The following is a 20720-nucleotide window of genomic DNA, read 5'->3' on the forward strand; positions in this document are numbered from 1 at the left end:
CACGCAAGCCGTCGCCCATGATCCAGGGCCACGCTCCCACGCTCCACCACGACAGGACTGCTGGGGCTGGGCTGCATGATCGTGTTACGAGCACTACTGGGCCAGGCTCTCCAGCACCTCCGGCGAGGTGAAAGACATCATCGCCAACGGCGCCACCAGCGGCCAGACGACCGTCACGATCGCCGGCACCGACAAGGCGTTCAACACCACGGGCTGCAAAGCCTGGAGGAAGATCAGCTAGAGGCGGAGATGCTGGCACGACCCAGGCACGGACCGCACCGGGCGAGGGCGGATCTGGGCCGGATAGCCTGCCACCTCTTAAAGGGGAGGCACGCGACCCGGAACCCATTGCCTCACTTGCTGCCGGCTAGGCGCTCTGACCGGGCATCTCGGGCAAGCTGGCAATGCTCGAAGCACCGAAGTGCGATCTCCCTACAACCCACGCCCTAAGGGGCTCAATTTGTTGAGGAGATCAATCCATGGATCCGTTTGCGCTTCTGCTGATCGCCATCATCTTCATGATTGTGCGCGAGAGGTCATAAGCCCGGATGAGAGGTGCTTAGAGCACCGCCGAGGGCCCTTTCGGGGGTCCTCGGTCATATAGCCGGTCTGACGACTCCTGAGGCCGATCAACCGTGCTGCGCGGCGACCGCTCCCGGGCACGTCTCCCGTGTCAGATCCCGAGGTCGGTGAGCACCGCACGGTCAGGCATCCAGCGGCTCCGCGCCGTGCGCCTGCGCGATGGCGTCGATACGGCGAGCGAGGTCGAAGTCCGCCTCGGTCAGCTTGTGCCCGGCATCGTGCATGGTGATCCCGAGCCACAACCGCCCCGCCGCAGATCGATGTCCGCATGATGGCTGATGAGCCGCTCGAGATCGGCGACGTGCACGATCATCGCCACGTGGTTTCCAACAGAAGGCCCACGGCCAGCCATCGCTCCCTCCTCAGACGAACATCCCTCGCGTCGTAACGCCCAGTGGTAGCCTCATCCTGGCCTCCAGGGGGCCTGTCCTGACGCTGAGCTGCCCCAGTGCAGCGTCATCCACGGGATGAAGAAGCCTTAGCTTCACCAGGTTCGATTCGTGTGTCCGATTGCACCCTTACCGGGTGCGCCGATCAGTTATCGGGCGCTTCGGGGCAGCTGCGTTCGAGGACGGATCGTGCCGTGTCTGCTGGCGGACGCCTCGCTACCCTTGTGCGGACTCGGATCACCTACACCGGTGAGCCGTATCAATTTGCTCTGGAAGCCTTCAAGAACGCGCGTACTCCGATTCCTTTGCCGGACTCCACAGGCGATCAGGCGCTACTTGAGTCGCAGGTCTTGTCAAAACTCGGCGACGGCGGATCCTGGTCTGCTCACCCCACGGGTATCGCTGGTGTACGCCTGAGCCCAGACAGGCCCATCGTGGTCTATCTCGACAGTCACGTTGAGCTTTCCCAAGGCGGGAGCTATCCCGTGGCATGGCACGCCCTCGATCGCCTCTTGCCATACACCGCAGATGGCATCCAAGTGGATGGCGTCCTAGGGCTGCGCATCGCCGCAATCCGTGGGAGCGACCTACACCTTACTCTGGCGGAGACCGAGAGTCGCCTCATCATCCGCGGCGTCCCCGGCACCACATGGGAGGACTACCTCGACGAACGATGGGATGACCTGGTCAGGCTCCACGCCGCACCCTTGTGGCGATCCCCCTCATTCAGCGATCTCGAACGGCGGGATGAGCAGTCGCACCCACTGGTCCGGGGCGTAGAAAAGGACATTGCATGGGCAGGTGCGGGTTTGCTGCGCAGGATCGCACTGTTCCACACGTCCAGTTTTGCCTACTCCACACGGTCGTGGATATCCGGCAGCGAGTGGATCTTCGAACTGGACACGCGCCATGACATTCGTCTCGATCACGACACCCTGCTTGCCAGGCTCACCGACCCCGTTTGGGGGATGCCAGTCCGCGTCATCAAGCATCACTGCACCTGTGACGACCCACCTTTGGAGCACGACTGGTACATGCGGCAGTGCACTTACGAACTGGCGCACAGCGACGGCCCGAGATGCGGGCTCCAGTTCCGATTCCGATGGGGCCACGCCACATACGGAAAAGACGCCAGGAAACAACTTGAAAGGCTCGGCGCCGACGCCGGCTGGCTCGATCGTGTACTTCCGGGGGATGCACAAGGCTCTCGTGGGGAGGCGGCCCCGTGAACTGGGACACCATCACGCTTTACGTTTTGGCCAGCTTCGGCGTCGTTCTTCTCGCTCTAGGTCAGCTCCGCGAACTTCTGGGAAAGGTCGCTGAAGTTGTCAGCGCATGGCACGAACTTCGGAGCAGCATGCGTCGGAGTCCCGAGCCCCAGCGCGCGCCGTCTACCGCGCGGCAGAGCCTCAATGATGAGTGATTCCCACATCCCTGGACCTGTACATCGACCGGCCGGCTATGTGTTTGATGGCAGCGTTCGCGGACCTCACCCTGGCCTAGGGCCAGGGTGAGGTCCGGGCTAACGACCGGGCTTGGGTGCCTGAACCTGCTACGTGATGGATAAACACGTGCCTGGGACTGAGGACGTGGACGGCTTCCATCCCGTCTGGGCATGGTGACGCCACAGTCGTCCCTATGTCCATCCGTCCAGCGACACCTGGGGCCCATGGGTGAGATACCGGTGGAGCGCGCTCGCGGTGGTGTCCACGAACTCCTCGGGGATGGCATCGACATCAACCCAACAGACCTGGGCGTGCTTGCGTGGCTCACGGTTCTCCGGTTCTCCGGTCCACTCGTGAGCGGCGAAGACGACGGTGAGGAAGCCGTTGGGGGCTTCGACGCCCCAGGCGCCGTGGATGATGTGGGCGACCTTCAGGGACTCCGGTTTAACGGTCAGGCCGGTCTCCTCGTAGAGCTCGCGTACGGCAGTTTCGGTGACGGGCTCGCCGGGTTCGCTCTTGCCGACGGGGAGGTCCCACATGCCCTGGGCGAACTTGGCGTTCTGACTCCGTTGGAGAAGGACGACGCGGTTGGTGGTCTTGTCGTGGACGATGACGGCGGCGACCAGCAGGGTCATGGATTCGAGGGCGGGCGGTAGGTCTTTGGGCTGGTCGTCGGTTGTCCGCTGAGCCACGGCTGGTGTCCCTTCGTCGGCTGGCTGGTGTCCCTTCGTCGGCCGGTTGGTGGGCAGCTTAGGCCAGTGTTTCGCGTGCGCGGCGGGCGAGTTCGGCGGCTCCGGGCACTTTGCGGCGCTGGTAGATGGAGAGGGTGGAGCGGAGCGAGGTGATCGCTTTGCGGGTGCGGTCGGACGTCATGCCCTCCATCAAGGTCAGGGCTTGCGCCCAGGCAGCGACGGCTTCGTCGGCGCGGGTCTGGGCGGCGAGGCTGTCGCCGAGGTCGGCGTAGGTGAGGGCATGGACGCGCTTGTACTTCTCCGGGTCCCAGCGGATCAGCGCGTCGCGGTGCTGCTGTTCGGTGCCGATGTGCTCAGCGAGGTCGGTGAGCGTGCGGGCGGTGTGGCTGGCAACGGTGCCGGCGGCTGGGCCGCTGACGCGGGAGTAGCTGGGCTGAGGTACGTCGTCACGCAGCAGGGCGTCTTCGGCGGCGAGCAGGGCACGGGCCGCTGCGGGCCTCTCACCAACGGCGGCGAAGGCACGAGCGTGGGTGATGTGCAGGAGCGCCTCGGTCTGGCCGTCGACATGGCCCAAGCCGCGGACGAGTGCGCCTTCGACGAGGTCGACGCAGTGGTGGGGCTGCTTGAGGCTGAGGGCCTGGTGGGCGAGGGCCCGCATCATCCAGGCGGCGTGGCCGTGCGGGTCGGCTTCCCAGGCGAGCTGGTAGCCGACCTGGTAGTAGCGCTGGGCGGCTCCTTCCTGGCCGAGGTCGTGGTGCTTCCACCGTGCCAGGTAGGCGAGTTCGGTCACCGCGCCGAAGGCTGCCCGTCGTAAGGCTTCACTCACGTAGCGGCCCCGGAGCATGGGGGCAGCGGTGTCGGCGAGGTACGCGGTGACCGTGGTCAGGCCATGCCCGCCGCCGAGGCGCTCGTCGGCCGCGCTGAAAGCCGCAGTGATCTGGTGTACGACGTCCACGTCCTCCGCTCCGACCACGGACGTGCCGGTGCGGGCGCGGAGCATGCGGGCGGTGGCCTCGTGATCGTGGGCGAGCGGCATGGCGACGCCAGCCGTGGTGAAGGCGGCCACCGCGAGGAAGCGGTGGCGCTCAACATCAGCCCGGCCGAGGTCAGTTGCGGCCAGGACGGGATCCCTTTCGGCCGGCTCCTCGCCATCAGGTGCCCGTAGACCGATCTCGGTCTGGGTGATGATGCGGCCTGTGCGGTGGGAGAGGGCTTCGGCGAGGTACTGGCCGGTCCGGCCGGTGGGCTGGCGGGTGCCCTTGGCCCAGTGGGAGACGGCGGACTTGTTGGTCTGGAGGATCTCGCCGTTCTCGGCCGCGATGCGCCGGACGTCTCTCGCCAGGGCCTCGTAGGTGCAGCCGGTCGCGGAAATGGTTTCGCGCAGGCGGGAGTTGGGGTCTCTCGGCGCTGCCACGCTCGCCTCCCGTCCAGGGCTGTAAACCGCGTATACCGCTTCAACTGGTTCTCACCGTACCCACTGTGCGTGACGGAGGGTTCACTAATCATCAGCCGCCCGGCCCCGGTCCGACACCGTGACCAGGCTCCCCCTTCGGTCGGGCGGCCCCCGACGTTCCGTACGCCTACACCGGGTTCGGGCATTCCTGTGCCCGGATCCGGCCGATCAGAGACGGAGACACGGTGACCACCATCGACACCGCGGCCATCACGGTCGTACTGCCCGAGGCGTTCGACGAGCGCTGGAGCCGCCTGCCCGGCATCCAGGTCGACGGCTGGCGCATCACCATCGACCCGGCCGAGTACTTCTTCCGCTTCGAGTCCAGCACGTGGCTCGCCGCCGGCATCGACGTGAAGATCGTGTCGGACACTCTCGGACACAGCGACACCCGCATCACCCGGGACATCTACCAGAGCGTCCTCCCCCACGTCGGCAAGAGCTCCGCCGAGGCCACCGCCAAGCTGGGCCCGCTCCAGCGCAAGGCCGAGGCGGAGAAGGCGGCCCGCAAGGCCGCGAAGGCCGCCCAGAAAGCCAAGGAGAAGGCGAAAGCCCAGGCCAAGGCGAAGAAGAACAAGGCTCGGAAGAAGCCCAAGAAATAGGGCACCGAGCCCACTCCGCTCACGCATCGCTCACGCAAGCCACCCCACGGCACCCCAGCCGTGTGACCCGTCATGCCCCGAGCAACACAAAAGTCCAGGTCACGGGCTATGTGACCTGGCCTTCGAAGGAGCCCCCTGTCGGATTCGAACCGACGACCTACGCATTACAAGTGCGTTGCTCTGGCCATCTGAGCTAAGGAGGCGTGCGCGCGGGTGTGGTGGGCGCGTGCCTGTGCAGTGTACCCAGCTCCCAGCCGGTGCCCGTCGAAAATTTCCGCGAAGTTCACAGGCCTCCAGGTACTGACATGGAGGGTGAACGCCAGGTACCGTCCTGACCCAGTTCACTCCGGTGGACTACACCAACCACCTTCCTACAACGGATCGTCCGGCACGTTCCTGCCGGTAGAAGGGGGCCTCTGAGCCATGGCCACTGTCACGTTCGACAAGGCGACCCGGATCTACCCGGGTTCCACCAAGCCCGCCGTAGACGGACTCGAGATCGCGATCGAGGACGGCGAGTTCCTCGTCCTGGTCGGTCCCTCCGGTTGCGGCAAGTCCACCTCGCTGCGGATGCTCGCGGGCCTGGAGGACGTCAACGGCGGCGCCATCCGCATCGGCGACCGCGACGTCACGCACCTGCCGCCGAAGGACCGGGACATCGCCATGGTGTTCCAGAACTACGCCCTCTACCCGCACATGACCGTCGCCGACAACATGGGCTTCGCGCTCAAGATCGCCGGCGTCAACAAGGCGGAGATCCGGCAGAAGGTCGAGGAGGCCGCGAAGATCCTCGACCTCACGGAGTACCTGGACCGCAAGCCGAAGGCCCTCTCCGGCGGTCAGCGCCAGCGTGTCGCGATGGGCCGCGCCATCGTGCGTGAGCCGCAGGTCTTCCTCATGGACGAGCCGCTGTCCAACCTGGACGCCAAGCTCCGTGTGTCGACGCGTACACAGATCGCCTCGCTCCAGCGCCGCCTCGGCATCACCACCGTCTACGTCACCCACGACCAGGTCGAGGCCATGACGATGGGCGACCGCGTGGCGGTCCTCAAGGACGGTCTGCTCCAGCAGGTCGACTCCCCGCGCAACATGTACGACCGTCCGGCCAACCTCTTCGTCGCCGGCTTCATCGGCTCCCCCGCCATGAACCTGGTCGAGGTGCCGATCACCGACGGCGGCGTGAAGTTCGGCAACAGCGTGGTGCCGGTCAACCGCGAGGCGATCCAGGCCGCCGCCGACAAGGGCGACCGCACCGTGACCGTCGGTGTCCGTCCCGAGCACTTCGACATCGTCGAGCACAACGGCGAGGCCGCCGCCTCCCTGTCCAAGGACTCCGAGGACGCCCCGGCGGGCCTCGCGGTCTCCGTGAACGTCGTCGAGGAGCTGGGCGCCGACGGCTACGTCTACGGCAGCGCCAAGGTCGGCGACGACCTCAAGGACCTGGTCGTCCGCGTCAGCGGCCGCGCGGTCCCGGAGAAGGGCGCCACGCTGCACGTCGTGCCGCGGCCGGGCGAGACACACGTCTTCTCGACCTCCACGGGCGAGCGTCTCTCCGACTGAGCGATCAAAGAGAGAAACCTCTGACCAGGGTGAACTTGCCCAGGTTGACGGAAAGGGCCCCGCGGCCTGCTGCGGGGCCCTTCCCGTTGCCCCGAATTACCCCGGCAAGCGGGTGATTTTCGAGCAGCGTGCGTCAACCCCGTACCCGAAACACGGCACTTCTCCATCCCCCGAACCGGTGACTAAATGTCGCCAAATCATTACCGCACGCTACCCTCACACGCGTGAAGCACTCCACCACCCCTCAGACGCGACGCGGCCACCGGGGCGGCCCTGCCCGCCGTATCGGCCGCACGCTCGCCCTCGTCCTGCCCGTCGTCCTGGTGCTCTCCGGGACCCTCGCCGTCACCCGCGTCAACTGGACGGGAAGCCCGCGGAACTCGGTGCTCACCGCGACCGACGTGACCGGCACCCGCCTCTCCTCCAAGGCCGTCTCGCGGGCTCCCCAGGACGTCCTGCGCGAGCAGCTGATGACCGAGCTCCAGCACAAGAACCCGGGCCAGGTCCTCACCCACCTCCAGCAGGCGGTCAACGGCCACCCGTCGCTGGCCGGGCACTGCTCGTCCATCGCCCGTGCGCTGGGCCGGGCCGCGGTGCGCATCTACGGCGCCTCGCGCGCCCAGTCGTACGCCCGCCCGGTGTGCGACACGTCCTTCGCGTCCGGCGTGCTGGCGGCGCACAGCTGAACACCGGCCGGTGAGCGGATGACGGGTCGCCGAGGGCCGTCGTCCGGCGGGAAGCCGGCCCGGGGGCGCGTCGTACAGTTCGGGGCATGACCCATCCGAACGCCGCGTTGCGCCCCACTCAAGCCGTGGTCCTGGCCGGTGGCCAGGGCTCACGGCTTCGTCCGTACACCGACGACCGGCCCAAGCCGATGGTCGAGATTCCCGGTACGGGCACGCCGATCATCGGCCACCAGCTGACCTGGCTCGCCGAGGAGGGCGTCACGGACGTGGTGGTCTCCTGCGGCCATCTCGCGGACGTCCTGCAGAAGTGGCTGGACGCCGCCGACCTGCCGCTCTCCGTCACCACGGTGGTGGAGAGCGAGCCGCTGGGCCGCGGCGGCGGCCTGAAGTACGCCGCCGCGCACCTCCCGCACTCCGACCGGCCCTGGTACGCCACGAACGGCGACATCTGGACGCGGTTCTCGCTGCGCGACATGGCCGACTTCCACACGGAGCGGGACGCGGTGGCCACGCTCGCGCTCGCCCGGCCCCGGATCCCCTGGGGCGCGGTGCAGACGGACGGCTTCGGGCACATCACCGACTTCATCGAGGCGCCGCCGTCGACGTTCGAGATCAACGCCGGCGTGTACGTCTTCTCACCCGAGTTCGCCGAGATGCTTCCCGAGCGCGGAGACCACGAGCGGACGACGTTCCCGCACCTGGCCCGGAGCCGGCGGCTGGCCGGGTTCCCGCTCCCGCAGGGCGCGTACTGGCGGGCGATCGACACGGCGAAGGACCTCACGGAGGCGGCGAGGGAGTTGTCGACGCTGGGGAGGTAGGCGGGGCGCGGCGCCCCTCGTCGGCTGCGGGCGGTGCGATGTCGTCGGCCGCGGGCCGGTGGGGGCTTGGCACGCAGTTCCCCGCGCCCCTTCGAGGTACGCGGAGGCCGCGGCGCCCCTCGTCGGCTGCGGCCGGTGCGATCTTGTCGGCTGCGGGCCGGTGGGGGCTTGGCGCGCAGTTCCCCGCGCCCCTTCAGGGGCGGTTCGTCACCGGTGCCGACAGCGGGCCCGGAATCCATGCCGAAGCGGCCCTGCGTCTGTCAGGTGCGGAACCCATGCCGAAGCGGCCCCGCGTGTGTCAGGTGCGGGGCCGCTTCGGTGTGGGGGGGTCAGCCGAGGAGGCCGCCTACCAGGCCGGGCTGGCCCGAGGAGGTCGAGCCGCCGCCGGTGCTGCCGGTGCCGGTGCCCGCGCCGCCCGTCGAGGAGCTGCCGCCGGTGGCGGTGCCGCCCGAGGTGGGGCCGGCCGTGGTCGGGGCGGGCGCCGTGTGCTGCGGCGGGGCCTGGCCCGTGGTGCCCTGGGTCTGGCTGGGCGTGGTCGTGGTCGCGCCGGTGCTGTGGGTCGCGCCCGGGGCCGTCGCGGACTGCGAGGGGCTGGAGGTCGCGCCGCCCGACGGGGCCGTCGAGGCCGACGGGGTCTTCGCCTTGTGCTCGGCCGGCTCACCCGGCAGCGGGGAGCCCGGGAGGTTGTTGCGGGGGGCCTCGCCGGGGCCGGGGACGACCACGCGGCTGGAGTCGCGGACCGCGCCGCCGAGCAGGGAGCCGACCAGCAGGGTGATGCCGATCGTGATGCCCGTGATCAGCGCGCCGCGGCGCAGCACGAAGGCGCGCAGGTCCCAGATGTCGGAGTGCGGGCCGAGGCGCCGCCAGGCACTGCCCGCGAGACGGCCGTCGACGGAGTAGACGGGCGCACCGGCGATGATCAGCGGGGACCAGGCGGCGAGGTAGATGATGTCGGGCGCGTCGTAGGCGGGGACGGTCTTCCAGCTGACGGTCACGATGAGCGCGGCGGAGAGCAGGGCGCCGACCACCGCGGCCACCCGCTGCCAGCAGCCGAGGACGGTCAGGACGCCGACGATCACCTGGAAGAAGGCGATGACCAGGCCCGATCCGACCGGGTGCTGGAGGGCGAACTGGCGCAGCGGCTCGGCGACGTCCCACGGGTGCAGCGTGTTCAGCCAGGTGACCATGGAGCCGCGCTTGCCGCCGTCGAAGTAGACGGGGTCGCACAGCTTGCCCATGCCGGCGTAGATGGAGATGAAGCCGAGGAAGATCCGCAGCGGGAGCAGGACCACGCCGAGGTTCATCCGGCGGCCCGGATAGTAAGCGTGCCGGGCCGGGTCGTCGGAGTGCCGCCTGGTGCGACGCGGCTCCTCGAAGTCCTCGAACCCGTCGTCGTAGGCCTGTTCGTCGTAGGACGGTCCGCCGTAGGCCGGTTCGTCGTACGCGCTGCCCGCCTGCCTCATGGGCGGCAGCAGCCGGCTCTCGCCCGGGACCGGGGAGCGCGGATGGCCGACCACCGGGGTCTCGACGGTCTGGTCCAGGTCCGCGTAGCCGTCGCCGACGCGCGGGATGACCTGGGTCGCGCCCGCCGGTTCGACGGGGTCCTCGGCGTGCCGGACGCTGCCGCCGCGGACGGCCTGGAGCAGCCGGTGGGCACCCGTGTCGTCGGGCGCGGACCGGCCGCTCCACACGACCGGACGGCGACGGCCCGGCGCCGCTCCCGCTCTGCCCGGCGTGCCGGCGGCCGGGACGCGCGCGGTGTTCTCGGTGGCGCTCAGGTGCCGTGCGACCCGGGGAGATTGGGTACGCCGTGTCGATACGCCCAACTGCACGCGGAAACTCGCGTGGTTGACGATGACCTGCGCCGGATCGCTCGGCACCTTCACCATGCTCAGCGCGGGAGCGTCGTCGGGCCCGGAGGCGAATCCGGAGCGAAATCCCGGCGAGCGGTCCCCCGTGGGAGTGCGGGGTGTTCTGGTGTCCACACTCATCTAACCGAGTGACGTGGAGTTAGGACACTGCTTTGACCGCCCCGAAGTGTCCGGACCCCGTCAAGGATGCGCAGGACGCCGGAATCACCCCGCCCGGGTGAGAACCCGGACGTGTGTCCACTCTCCGGGGCGGCTCACCGCCGACCGCCGTCAGCCCCGCTGCCGGGACGCCTCGTACAGCACGATGCCCGCCGCCACACCGGCGTTCAGCGACTCGGCGCCACCCGGCATCGGGATGCGCACCAGGTAGTCGCAGGTCTCCCCGACCAGGCGGGACAGGCCCTTGCCCTCGCTGCCGACGACGATGACGAGGGGGCCCGAGAGCGCCTCCAGGTCACCGACCGCGTGCTCGCCGTCGGCGGCCAGGCCGACGACCACGATGCCGGCCTTCTTGTACGCCTCCAGCGCCCGGGTGAGGTTGGTGGCACGGGCCACCGGCGTGCGGGCCGCCGTGCCGGCCGACGTCTTCCAGGCGCCCGCCGTCATGCCGGCCGCCCGCCGCTCGGGCACGACCACGCCGTGGCCGCCGAAGGCGGAGACGGAACGGACCACCGCGCCGAGGTTGCGCGGGTCGGTGACCCCGTCGAGGGCGACGATCAGCGGGTCCTCGCCGCCGTCGTACGCGGCCGCCGCCAGGTCCTCGGGGTGCGCGTACTCGTACGGCGGGACCTGGAGGACCAGGCCCTGGTGGTTCAGGCCGTTCGTCATCCGGTCCAGCTCGGGGCGCGGCGCCTCCATGAGGTTGATGCCGCCGCGCTCGGCGGCGAGCTGGAGGGCCTCGCGGACGCGCTCGTCGTTGTCGATGAACTGCTGGACGTAGAGCGTCGACGCCGGGACGCCCTCGCGCAGCGCCTCGACGACCGGGTTGCGGCCGACGACCAGCTCGGAGGTGCCCTTGCCGCCGCGGCCGCGGGGCACCGGACGGCGCTGGGCCTGCTTGGTCTTGGCGGTGGCGATGCGGTTCTTCTTGTGTCCCTTGCGCATCTCGGCGGGCGGGGTCGGGCCCTTGCCCTCCAGGCCCCGGCGCCGCTGGCCGCCACTGCCGATCTGCGCGCCCTTCTTGCCGGACATGCGGCGGTTGTTGGCTGCCATGGGTTACCCGTCTCCGTAAGCTTCGATTCGTACGTACGTCTTATGCAGTGTGCCGCCCGGGGAGCCGGGCGGCACAGTCGATCTTGGTGGGCCGGTGGTCAGGACTTGAGGGTCCAGCGGGGACCCTGGGGCCCGTCCTCGATGGCGAGACCGGACTGGCCCAGCTGGTCGCGGATCGCGTCGGCGGTCGCCCAGTCCTTGCGGGACCGGGCCGACTCACGCTGGTCCAGGACCAGCCGCACCAGCGCGTCCACCACGCCGTGCAGGTCCTCGCCCTGCTCGGCGCCGCCCGACCAGTGCGCGGCGAACGGGTCGAGACCGAGGACGCCGAGCATGGCACGGACCTCGGCGAGGCGGGCCACCGCGGCGTCCTTGTCGTCGGCCGCCAGCGCGCTGTTGCCCTGCCGGACGGTGGTGTGCACGACGGCCAGCGCCTGCGGGACGCCCAGGTCGTCGTCCATCGCCTCGGCGAAGGCCGGCGGCACCTCGGACGAGGGCTCCACCACTCCCCCGGCCAGCTCCACCACCCGCTGCGCGAAGCCCTCGATCCGCGCGAACGCCTGCTCGGCCTCGCGCAGCGACTCCTCGCTGTACTCGATCATCGAGCGGTAGTGCGGGGTGCCGAGGTAGTAGCGCAGCACGATCGGGCGCCACGTCTTGACCATCTCGGAGACCAGGACCGAGTTCCCGAGCGACTTCGACATCTTCTCGCCGCTCATGGTGACCCAGGCGTTGTGCACCCAGTACTGGGCGAAGTCGTCGCCGTAGGCCTTGGCCTGGGCGATCTCGTTCTCGTGGTGCGGGAAGATCAGGTCGAGGCCGCCGCCGTGGATGTCGAAGGCGGTGCCGAGGTACTTGTGGGCCATCGCCGAGCACTCCAGGTGCCAGCCGGGCCGGCCGCGCCCCCACGGCGTCTCCCAGCTGGGCTCGCCCGGCTTGACGGCCTTCCACAGCGCGAAGTCGCGCTTGTCCCGCTTGCCTGTCTCGCCCTCGCCCTCCGGCTGGCGGAGGTTGTCCAGCTCCTGGTTGGAGAGCTCCAGGTAGTCCGGGTAGGAGCGCACGTCGAAGTAGACGTTGCCGTCGGCCTCGTAGGCGTGTCCGCGCTCGATCAGGCCGCGCATCATCTCGATCATCTCCGGCACGTGCCCGGTCGCGCGGGGCTCGTACGTCGGCGGGAGGCAGCCGAGCGCGGTGTAGCCGTCGTTGAACGCGCGCTCGTTCTCGTAGCCGATCGCCCACCAGGGGCGGCCCTGGTCGGCGGACTTGGCGATGATCTTGTCGTCGATGTCCGTGACGTTCCGGATGAACGTCACGGCATAGCCGCGGTATTCGAACCAGCGGCGCATGATGTCGAAGTTCAGGCCCGAGCGGATGTGCCCGATGTGCGGGGCCGCCTGCACGGTGGCACCACAGAGGTAGATCGAGACACAGCCCGCGGTGAGCGGGGCGAAGTCACGGATCTGCCGGGCGTTGGTGTCGTACAGGCGAATAGTCACGGCACCTAGGGTAGTGGGCCGACGGGGCTGGATGGCACCGGTATGTGGAGCACCGTTGCGAGGTGCGGGTGCGCTGTGGCTCGTCACGCGGTTCCCCGCGCCCCTCGGGTGCGACCGCTCACGCCGCCTTGACGACCAGCGCCGTCGCCACCGCCATGAGGCCCTCCTCGCGGCCCGGGAATCCGAGGCCGTCCGTGGTGGCGCCGGAGACGGAGACCGGTGCGCCCGCCGCCTCCGAGAGGATCTTCTCCGCCTCGGCCCTGCGCTTGCCGATCTTCGGACGCGGCCCCACGACCTGTACGGCGATGTTCCCGATCAGGAATCCGGCGTCACGGACGATCCGGGCCGCCTCCGTCAGCAGGGTCACGCCGGAGGCGCCCGACCACTCCGGGCGGCCGGTGCCGAAGTGCCGGCCCAGGTCGCCCAGGCCCGCCGCCGAGAACAGCGCGTTGCACGCAGCGTGCGCGACCACGTCCGCGTCCGAGTGGCCGGCCAGGCCCGGTCCCTCTCCCTCCCACTTCAGGCCGCCGCACCACAGCTCGCGGCCCTCCTCGAAGGCGTGGATGTCGGTGCCGATGCCGACGCGCGGCAGGAGAACCTCAGAACCCATCGTTCAGCCTCCTGCGGGCCAGGACCGCCTCGGCGAGGACCAGGTCGAGGGGACGGGTGACCTTGAAGGCCTCCTCGTGGCCGGGGACGACCACGACCGGTCCGCCGAGCTGCTCGACCATGCTGGCGTCGTCGGTGACGTTGTCGGTGACCGTCTCGTGGGCGCGGACCAGCGTCGCGCGGTCGAAGCCCTGTGGGGTCTGGACGGCCCGCAGGCGGGCCCGCTCGGGGGTGGCGAGCACGGGCTCCGGGTCACCGGCGACCCGGGCCGGCTCGACCTCCTTGACCGTGTCGGCGAGCGGGAGGGCGGGGACGACCGCCCGAGCGCCGTCGCGGACCGCCTGGACCACGGCGTCGACCGTGTCGACGGGGACCAGCGGACGGGCCGCGTCGTGCACGAGGACGATGTCGTAGTCGGGGGGCAGCGCGTCCAGGCCGAGCCTGACCGACTCCTGGCGGGAGTCTCCGCCGGGGACGACGAGGAAGTCGGTGCGGTCGGGCAGGGCATGCGCGTCGAGGAGGGACTTGACCTCGGCGGCGCCGTCGGCGGGAGCCACCACGACGACCAGGGAGACCGCCCGGGAGGCGGCCAGCGCGCGGACCGCGTGGACGAGCATCGGCGTGCCGTTCAGCGCGCGGAGCGCCTTGGGAGCGCCCGGACCGAGCCGTACGCCCCGGCCGGCGGCGGGAATCACGGCGGCGGTACGCGGTTCCGTACCCCGTTCCGTACGCGAAGGACGCGAATCGTCAGACATCGGTTCCTGTCAGGTTTGTGTGCGGGCCTGGCGTGGGTATGGCCTGGGAAGTGCCGGGCGCGACGCCTTGACCGGACCCTTCCGTGACACTGGTCGAGCCAGCAGCCCGGGCCCGGCACGCCTAGTATCGGGGTTCGGCCGGCGGTAGCGGTGTTCCGGCCGGGGCGGGAGTTCCGGGAGCGCCGGTTTCCGGACACAGACATGCCGCAGCGCCCGGCGACAGGTGTGTCATCGGGCACCGCGGCATTATCAGTGTGCGGAGTTTCGGCGTGCCGAGCTGGGCCGCGTCAGGACGCGAGGACCTCGTCGAGCAGGGCCTCGGCCTTGTCCTCGTTCGTGTTCTCCGCGAGGGCGAGCTCGCTCACCAGGATCTGGCGGGCCTTGGCGAGCATGCGCTTCTCACCGGCGGAGAGTCCGCGCTCGCGCTCACGACGCCACAGGTCACGCACGACTTCCGCGACCTTGATGACGTCGCCGGAGGCGAGCTTCTCCAGGTTTGCCTTGTAACGACGGGACCAGTTCGTGGGCTCCTCGGCGTACGGCGCGCGCAGCACCTCGAAGACCCGGTCCAGCCCGTCCTGACCGACCACATCACGCACGCCGACGAACTCCGCATTGTCCGCTGGCACACGTACCGTCAGGTCACCCTGGGCGACCTTCAGCACCAAGTAGGTCTTGTCCACGCCTTTGATCTGGCGAGTTTCGATAGCCTCGATCAGCGCGGCCCCGTGATGGGGATAGACCACGGTGTCGCCAACCTTGAACGTCATGTGACAGGTACCCCTTCCGTGGCTATCCAGGGTAACACGGAAACCGGCGGTTCTGAATGGCGTTTTCGCAGGTCAGGGCATATCTCGGGGCTTGACAACAGCGAGTGGAACGTGCTGCGCGGGCCGTCCGGAACCAGGTATTCGCAGGTCGGAGCGGCTCTCCGGGCAAGCCGAAACCTGCCCGTCACACACCTTCACAGGGCCGCCCAAGTGGTCGAACGTCCCCATTTGTCCGCTTCCAAGCGTACGACTTCCGCTACTCCGTTCGGTTGCCGATGCCGGATCGGAGACGTTTCCAGAATTGATCACAGGCGTGCGGCCGAACGGGACGTGATCAATTTTCCCGGCGGTCCCGCATTCCTTCACGGAAATTTTGCGCGTGGTGTCGCGAACCAGTTATGTGAATGCCCGACGAGCGCCGTCCAAAGTGACCGCGGAGTCGCTTGTGCGGCTGTGAGGGTGCAGCTCCGCAAGAGAAGCGGGGGGCTTGGGGAGGGTCGGGTGCGACCACGCGGGAACGGCTCGGTAACCTAAGGCCGCTGACAGACACTTAGGGCGGCTTTATAGGGGGCCGCCCGTGCGTTCAAGGAGTTGCCGCCGCCGTGAGCAGCAGCCTTCGACGCGGCGCCCTCGCCGCCTCCGCCATCGCCGTCTCCGTCGCCGCGCTCTCCGCGTGCGGTGCCGGCAACAACTCCCAGACGCTGGAGATCAAGCCGGACAACGCAGCGACGAGTGTCGGTGCCATCAAGGTCCAGAACGCGACCGTCATCACCCAGCCCGACCTGACGTCGACCGGCCCGGCCGTGGTCGCCGCCACCGTCTTCAACACCGGCACCCAGCCCGAGACGCTCCAGTCGATCGTCGTCGCCGGCACCAACAAGACCGCCGAGCTGCACGCCACCAAGTCCCAGCCGCTGACCATCGCGGCCGGCGGCCGCCTGATCATCGGCGGCAAGGGCAACGCGTCCGCGGTGCTCGGCAGCAGCCGCGAGGCGGTCAAGGACGGCAACGCGCAGAAGATCACGTTCACCTTCAGCAGGACCGGCGACGTCAGCCTGCGCGCGTTCGTCGTGCCCGCCGAGAGCTTCTTCACGGGCTGGGGCCCGAGCGCGGTCCCGTCCGCCTCCGCGTCCTCGTCCGCCTCTTCCTCGGCCTCCTCCTCGGCCTCGGGCTCCCCGGCCGCGGGCTCCACGGCCAGCGAGAGCGCCAAGGGCAAGAACAAGCCGTCCGAGGGCGCCACCCCGAGCGACTCGGCGTCGGAGTCGACGAACGCGGGCTGACCGGTCGTCCGGACAACGCGACAAGGGCGGCACCCCCGAGGGGGGCCGCCCTTCGCCGTACGGTCGTCCGGCCCGTGCGTCCGGCCCGTGACGGGCGGCGGACCGGGGCCGAGCCCGCCGTTTACGGCTCGAACTTGTAGCCGAGGCCGCGGACCGTCACCAGGTAGCGCGGGGCACCCGGGTCGGGCTCGATCTTGGCGCGCAGGCGCTTGACGTGGACGTCGAGGGTCTTGGTGTCACCGACGTAGTCGGCGCCCCAGACCCGGTCGATGAGCTGCATGCGGGTCAGGACGCGGCCCGCGTTGCGCAGCAGCATCTCCAGCAGGTCGAACTCCTTGAGGGGGAGGTCGACCTTGGAGCCGGAGACCGTCACCACGTGCCGGTCGACGTCCATGCGGACCGGACCGGCCTCCAGGGCGGCCGGGGTGACCTCCTCCGGCTCGCCGCGACGGCGCAGGACGGCCCGGATCCGGGCGACCAGCTCGCGGGAGGAGAAGGGCTTGGTGACGTAGTCGTCGGCTCCTATTTCGAGCCCGACGACCTTGTCGATCTCACTGTCCTTGGCCGTCACCATGATGACGGGGACGTTGGACCGGCCGCGCAGCTGGCGGCAGACCTCGGTGCCCGGCAGGCCGGGCAGCATCAGGTCGAGGAGGACGAGGTCGGCGCCGTTGCGCTCGAACTCGTCGAGTCCGTCGGGGCCCGTGGCCGCCACTGCGACCTCGAAGCCCTCCTTGCGGAGCATGTACGACAGGGCGTCGGAGAAGGACTCCTCGTCCTCGACGACGAGCACTCGGGTCACGGAAGGACCTCCGGGGCGGGAAGCGGTTCGTACGGGGATGACTCGGTGGTGCCGGCCTCGTCATCGAGGTCGGGATCGGGGTGCTGCGAGGCGCGGTCACGAGCCGCGCCCGCCTCCGGCAACCTGAGGGTGAAAGTGGAGCCCTGGCCTTCGGCGCTCCACACCGTGACCTCCCCGCCGTGCGAGGCGACCACGTGCTTGACGATGGCGAGACCGAGACCGGTACCGCCGGTGGCCCGCGAGCGGGCCGGGTCGACGCGGTAGAAGCGCTCGAAGATGCGCTCCTTGTCCTTGTCGGTGATGCCGATGCCCTGGTCGGTCACGGCAAGTTCGATCATGTCGCCGCCGGGCGCGGTGAGCCGGCGGGCGGCTATCCCGACGCGGGTCCGGGCCGGGGAGTAGTTCACGGCGTTCTCGACCAGGTTGCCGAGGGCGGCCGCGAGCTGGCCGCGGTTGCCCCAGACGTGCAGGTCGGCGGTGCCGCCGGCGGCCATGGTGATCTGCTTGGTGCCGGCCTGGTGGCGGCACCGGTCGATCGCCTCGGCGACGAGTTCGTCCACCCGGACCGGCTCGGCGTCCTCCAGCGGATCGTCGTTCTGCACTCTCGACAGGTCGATGAGCTCCTGGACCAGGTTGGTCAGGCGCGTGGCCTCGATCTGCATGCGACCGGCGAAGCGCTGCACGGCCTCCGGATCGTCCGAGGCGTCCATGACGGCCTCGGAGAGGAGGGAGAGTGCGCCGACCGGGGTCTTCAGCTCGTGGCTGACATTCGCCACGAAATCGCGTCGTACCGCCTCGATCCTGCGGGCCTCGGTGAGGTCCTCGACGAGGAGCAGGACGAGCCGGGAGCCCAGCGGCGCCACCCGGGCGGAGACGGCGAGCGCCTCGCCGCGTCCGGTGCCGCGCCGGGGCAGATCCAGCTCGACCTGGCGTATCTCGCCGTCGCGCCGGGTGTCCCGGGCCATCTGGAGCATCGGTTCGACGGCGAGTTTGCCGCCGCGCACCAGTCCGAGGGCGTACGCCGCCGAGCTCGCCTTCACCACGATGTCGCCCTCGTCGAGGACCACCGCGGAGGAGCGCAGGACGCTCAGTACGGTGTCCACGCCCGGGGGCAGTACGGGGTCGGTGTGCAGAGAAGTCCTGGTCGGTCGCTTCTGGTCGCGTTCGCTCCAGCGGAACGCCAGCATGGCGATGACACCGGTAAGTACACCGGCGATCGCTGCCGCTGCGGCGACCGCCGCGTTCACGTCCATGCAAACAGGTTAAGCAGGGCGTACGACATCCCCACAGTCCGCGAGGTGTCAGCTCGAACACTCGTCGCCCAGAGTTCACCTTGGAGCCAGTATTGGTTCATTTGCGAGGGCAGAAACGGACGCGCGGGGACCCGAACATGGGAGCGTGGGGTTCGCAGCTGGTTTCGGCCACGGGCCCCGGCCCCCGGAGCCCCGGAGAACACACACGCACGAGAGGGAACCCTGATGCGGGACGCGTACCACGAGGAACTCGATTCGATCGGCGACAGCCTGGTCGACATGGCCCGGCTCGTCGGATCGGCGATCGGGCGCGCCACGACGGCGATCCTCGACGGCGACCTGAAGCTGGCCGAAAGCGTCATCGAGGCCGACCAGAAGGTGGACGAGCTCCACCACGACCTGGAGGCCCGCGCGATAGCCCTGCTGGCCCGCCAGCAGCCGGTGGCGACCGATCTGCGGATCGTCGTCACGTCGCTGCGCATGTCCGCCGACCTGGAGCGCTCGGGCGACCTCGCCCAGCACGTGGCGAAGCTCGCCCGGCTGCGCTACCCCGGGAACGCGATCCCCCACGACCTGCACGCGACCATTCTGGAGATGGGCCAGCTCGCCCAGCGCCTGATGGCCAAGGCCGCCGAGGTGATCATCACCAAGGACGTCGACCTGGCCCTCCAACTGGAGCAGGACGACGACGAGATGGACCTGCTGCACCGCACGATCTTCCAGCACCTGCTGGACGACCGCTGGAAGCACGGCATCGAGACCGCCGTCGACGTGACGCTGCTCGGCCGCTACTACGAGCGGTACGCCGACCACGCGGTCGCCGTCGCCAAGCGCGTCGTCTTCCTGGTCACCGGCGAGCACGCGGACGAGCTGCAGCCCGACATCCAGCCGGTGACGGGCGTCGAGGGGGCCTGACCCCGGAGCGCGGACGTGGGCGGGCCGGGGCTCGCGGGGCGTGGGCGGGCCGGGGCTCGCGGGGTGCCGAGGGGCCGGGCGCTCACCGGTCGCCGGCGGGCCCGGGGGCTCGCGGGGTGTGGGGCGGGCGTGTGGGCGCCACTGTGCGCCGTTGATGCGCCCGGTGAAACGGGCATGAAATGGGCAGGGCATGAGATGGGCGGGGCACCACGCTCTGCCCCTAGGGACCTCTAGGAGGGATCCATGGCCGAATCCCCCAGCACCACGCCCGACCCCACACAGCAGCGCGAGACCGAGCAGCCCGCCGAGATCAAGAACCTTCTCGTCATCGGCGCGTGCGGGTGCGGCTCGGGCTGCGGCTGCGGCTGCCAGTCGGGCAGCCCCTGCCAGTGCGGCTGAGCACAGGTCCGACACACGAGGGGCCCCCGACTCCGGTCGGGGGCCCTTCGCACGGGTCGCGTACCGCCGTCAGACGGCGGGCAGTGCGTCCAGCCAGCCGACCAGCAATTCATTGATCTCGTCGGGCCGTTCCTGCTGGATCCAGTGGCCGCAGCCGTCCAGGAGATGCGAGGAGACCAGGCCGGGAAGGGTGACCGGGTACGCCGCGACGGCGTCGGCCAGCCAGGTCGTGGAGGCGTCCAGGCCGCCGCCGGCGAACAGGGACGGCTGGGTGATCGCGGCACCGTCGTAGGCGGCGAGGTCCTCCCAGTCGCGGTCCATGTTCCGGTACCGGTTGAGCGCTCCGGTCAGCCCGGTGCGCTCGAACTCCCCGGCGTACACATCGAGATCGCGCTCACCGAGCCAGCCGGGCAGCCGTCCGGCGGGGAACCGCTCCCTCAACGTGCCGCCCTCGCCGACGAAATGGGGATCGGGAGCGCCGGGTCCGGGCATGGTGTCGCCGGAGAAGGCGGCGTAGAAACCCGCCAGCCAGCCCCGTACGTCGGGCTCGATCTCCGCCTCGGCGCGCCCCGCCTCCTGGAAGTACGAGACGTAGAACTCCTCACCGCCCATCCCCGCGAAGACGTCACTGGGCCGCGGGCCGCCGCGCGGGGCGTACGGCACGCTCAGCAGCCCCACCGCGCGGAAGACGTCCGGCCTGAGCAGCGCGGAGTTCGCCGCGATGACGGAACCCCAGTCGTGGCCGACGACCACGGCCGTCTCCTCACCGAGCGCGCGCACCACGAAGGCGTTGTCCTCGACGAGTTCGGCCATCCGGTAGGCGTCCGGCGCGGCGGGCCCGCTGGAACGCCCGTACCCCCGCACGTCGATCGCGACCGCGCGGTATCCGGCCGCGGCGAGCACCGGCAGCTGGTGCCGCCAGGAGTACCAGCTCTCGGGGAAGCCGTGCACGAGCAGCACGAGGGGCCCGGCTCCCTGCTCGACGAGATGGATCCGCCGTCCACCACCGGAAACAACCCGATGCGTACCTTCCATGAGCCCTCCTCGATCGCGGCTTCGTCGCCTCACCACGGATCATGGGAGCGGCGCGGACGGGACCACGAACACATTTGCCGAACCGGCAAGCCCGCG

Annotated in this window: 18 protein-coding genes, 1 tRNA gene and 2 pseudogenes; 8 read left to right on the forward strand and 13 right to left on the reverse strand. The window is 69.7% G+C overall.

Annotated features, from left to right (window positions below; genetic code table 11):
* Positions 1-704: 704 nt before the first annotated feature.
* Positions 705-901 (reverse strand): annotated as a pseudogene (locus tag ACIQOE_RS39455) (4a-hydroxytetrahydrobiopterin dehydratase); the annotation flags it as partial.
* Between the two features lie 264 nt (positions 902-1165).
* Here ACIQOE_RS39455 and ACIQOE_RS39460 point away from each other — a divergent pair.
* Positions 1166-2200 (forward strand): hypothetical protein, encoded by a 1035-nt coding sequence (locus ACIQOE_RS39460; RefSeq protein ID WP_401416911.1) that lies wholly within the window; start codon positions 1166-1168, stop codon positions 2198-2200.
* A gap of 407 nt (positions 2201-2607) precedes the next feature.
* On the opposite strand, the gene ACIQOE_RS39465 is transcribed toward ACIQOE_RS39460, so the two are convergent.
* Positions 2608-3108: an NUDIX domain-containing protein gene (locus ACIQOE_RS39465; protein WP_401416913.1), complete on the reverse strand. Its 501-nt coding sequence runs from the start codon at positions 3106-3108 to the stop codon at positions 2608-2610.
* Between the two features lie 58 nt (positions 3109-3166).
* Entirely contained in the window at positions 3167-4522 is a 1356-nt protein-coding gene (locus tag ACIQOE_RS39470; protein WP_401416915.1) for a tetratricopeptide repeat protein, read from the reverse strand.
* Between the two features lie 374 nt (positions 4523-4896).
* On the opposite strand from ACIQOE_RS39470, the pseudogene ACIQOE_RS39475 reads away from it, so the two are divergent.
* Positions 4897-5163: pseudogene (locus ACIQOE_RS39475) on the forward strand (site-specific integrase); the annotation flags it as partial.
* Positions 5164-5292: 129 nt separating this feature from the next.
* Here the strand turns inward: ACIQOE_RS39475 and ACIQOE_RS39480 are convergent.
* A tRNA-Thr gene (locus ACIQOE_RS39480) sits at positions 5293-5366 on the reverse strand.
* Between the two features lie 220 nt (positions 5367-5586).
* Here ACIQOE_RS39480 and ACIQOE_RS39485 point away from each other — a divergent pair.
* From ACIQOE_RS39485 to ACIQOE_RS39495, 3 genes are all read left to right on the forward strand, one after another.
* Complete coding sequence (locus tag ACIQOE_RS39485) at positions 5587-6723, forward strand: sn-glycerol-3-phosphate ABC transporter ATP-binding protein UgpC (RefSeq protein WP_351328247.1); 1137 nt, start codon at positions 5587-5589, stop codon at positions 6721-6723.
* 224 nt (positions 6724-6947) lie between these two features.
* Complete coding sequence (locus tag ACIQOE_RS39490; protein ID WP_351328249.1) at positions 6948-7409, forward strand: hypothetical protein; 462 nt, start codon at positions 6948-6950, stop codon at positions 7407-7409.
* An 86-nt stretch (positions 7410-7495) separates the two neighbouring features.
* Positions 7496-8227 carry a nucleotidyltransferase family protein gene (locus ACIQOE_RS39495; RefSeq protein ID WP_351328251.1) on the forward strand — a complete coding sequence of 244 codons (732 nt, stop codon included), beginning with the start codon at positions 7496-7498 and terminating at the stop codon, positions 8225-8227.
* Between the two features lie 329 nt (positions 8228-8556).
* Here ACIQOE_RS39495 and ACIQOE_RS39500 read toward each other — a convergent pair whose 3' ends face one another.
* The 6 genes from ACIQOE_RS39500 to ACIQOE_RS39525 all read right to left on the reverse strand — a co-directional run bounded on the left by ACIQOE_RS39500 (position 8557) and on the right by ACIQOE_RS39525 (position 14940).
* The gene (locus tag ACIQOE_RS39500; RefSeq protein ID WP_401416918.1) at positions 8557-10218 is read right to left on the reverse strand and encodes a DoxX family protein; all 1662 of its coding nucleotides are present in this window, start codon (positions 10216-10218) and stop codon (positions 8557-8559) included.
* Positions 10219-10368: 150 nt separating this feature from the next.
* Positions 10369-11310, reverse strand: a complete 942-nt coding sequence (rlmB, locus tag ACIQOE_RS39505; RefSeq protein ID WP_362648228.1) for a 23S rRNA (guanosine(2251)-2'-O)-methyltransferase RlmB — start codon at positions 11308-11310, stop codon at positions 10369-10371.
* Positions 11311-11408: 98 nt separating this feature from the next.
* Positions 11409-12806 carry a cysteine--tRNA ligase gene (cysS, locus tag ACIQOE_RS39510; protein ID WP_401416920.1) on the reverse strand — a complete coding sequence of 466 codons (1398 nt, stop codon included), beginning with the start codon at positions 12804-12806 and terminating at the stop codon, positions 11409-11411.
* A gap of 118 nt (positions 12807-12924) precedes the next feature.
* Complete coding sequence (ispF, locus tag ACIQOE_RS39515; protein WP_401416922.1) at positions 12925-13416, reverse strand: 2-C-methyl-D-erythritol 2,4-cyclodiphosphate synthase; 492 nt, start codon at positions 13414-13416, stop codon at positions 12925-12927.
* On the reverse strand, positions 13406-14170 hold the full coding sequence (ispD, locus tag ACIQOE_RS39520) for a 2-C-methyl-D-erythritol 4-phosphate cytidylyltransferase (RefSeq protein ID WP_351328259.1): 765 nt from the start codon (positions 14168-14170) through the stop codon (positions 13406-13408). The genes ispF and ispD overlap by 11 nt, the downstream gene beginning before the upstream one ends.
* Before the next feature lie 287 nt (positions 14171-14457).
* The gene (locus ACIQOE_RS39525; protein WP_003953493.1) at positions 14458-14940 is read right to left on the reverse strand and encodes a CarD family transcriptional regulator; all 483 of its coding nucleotides are present in this window, start codon (positions 14938-14940) and stop codon (positions 14458-14460) included.
* Between the two features lie 602 nt (positions 14941-15542).
* Between ACIQOE_RS39525 and ACIQOE_RS39530 the strand changes: the two genes are divergently transcribed.
* On the forward strand, positions 15543-16220 hold the full coding sequence (locus tag ACIQOE_RS39530; protein ID WP_362648234.1) for a DUF461 domain-containing protein: 678 nt from the start codon (positions 15543-15545) through the stop codon (positions 16218-16220).
* A gap of 121 nt (positions 16221-16341) precedes the next feature.
* On the opposite strand, the gene ACIQOE_RS39535 is transcribed toward ACIQOE_RS39530, so the two are convergent.
* Positions 16342-17022 carry a response regulator transcription factor gene (locus tag ACIQOE_RS39535; RefSeq protein ID WP_010358452.1) on the reverse strand — a complete coding sequence of 227 codons (681 nt, stop codon included), beginning with the start codon at positions 17020-17022 and terminating at the stop codon, positions 16342-16344.
* Positions 17019-18275, reverse strand: coding sequence for an ATP-binding protein (locus tag ACIQOE_RS39540; protein ID WP_351328263.1), 1257 nt, complete (start codon positions 18273-18275; stop codon positions 17019-17021). The genes ACIQOE_RS39535 and ACIQOE_RS39540 overlap by 4 nt, the downstream gene beginning before the upstream one ends.
* 225 nt (positions 18276-18500) lie before the next feature.
* Here ACIQOE_RS39540 and phoU point away from each other — a divergent pair, with 225 nt between their 5' ends.
* On the forward strand, positions 18501-19190 hold the full coding sequence (gene phoU, locus ACIQOE_RS39545; RefSeq protein WP_351328264.1) for a phosphate signaling complex protein PhoU: 690 nt from the start codon (positions 18501-18503) through the stop codon (positions 19188-19190).
* A 243-nt stretch (positions 19191-19433) separates the two neighbouring features.
* On the forward strand, positions 19434-19589 hold the full coding sequence (locus ACIQOE_RS39550; RefSeq protein WP_351328265.1) for a hypothetical protein: 156 nt from the start codon (positions 19434-19436) through the stop codon (positions 19587-19589).
* A 69-nt stretch (positions 19590-19658) separates the two neighbouring features.
* Here ACIQOE_RS39550 and ACIQOE_RS39555 read toward each other — a convergent pair whose 3' ends face one another.
* The gene (locus ACIQOE_RS39555; RefSeq protein ID WP_401416925.1) at positions 19659-20624 is read right to left on the reverse strand and encodes an alpha/beta fold hydrolase; all 966 of its coding nucleotides are present in this window, start codon (positions 20622-20624) and stop codon (positions 19659-19661) included.
* Positions 20625-20720 lie beyond the last annotated feature (96 nt).

Origin of the sequence: Streptomyces sp. NPDC091282 (assembly GCF_044757385.1) — a bacterium.
GTDB classification, from domain to species: Bacteria; Actinomycetota; Actinomycetes; order Streptomycetales; family Streptomycetaceae; genus Streptomyces; species Streptomyces gramineus.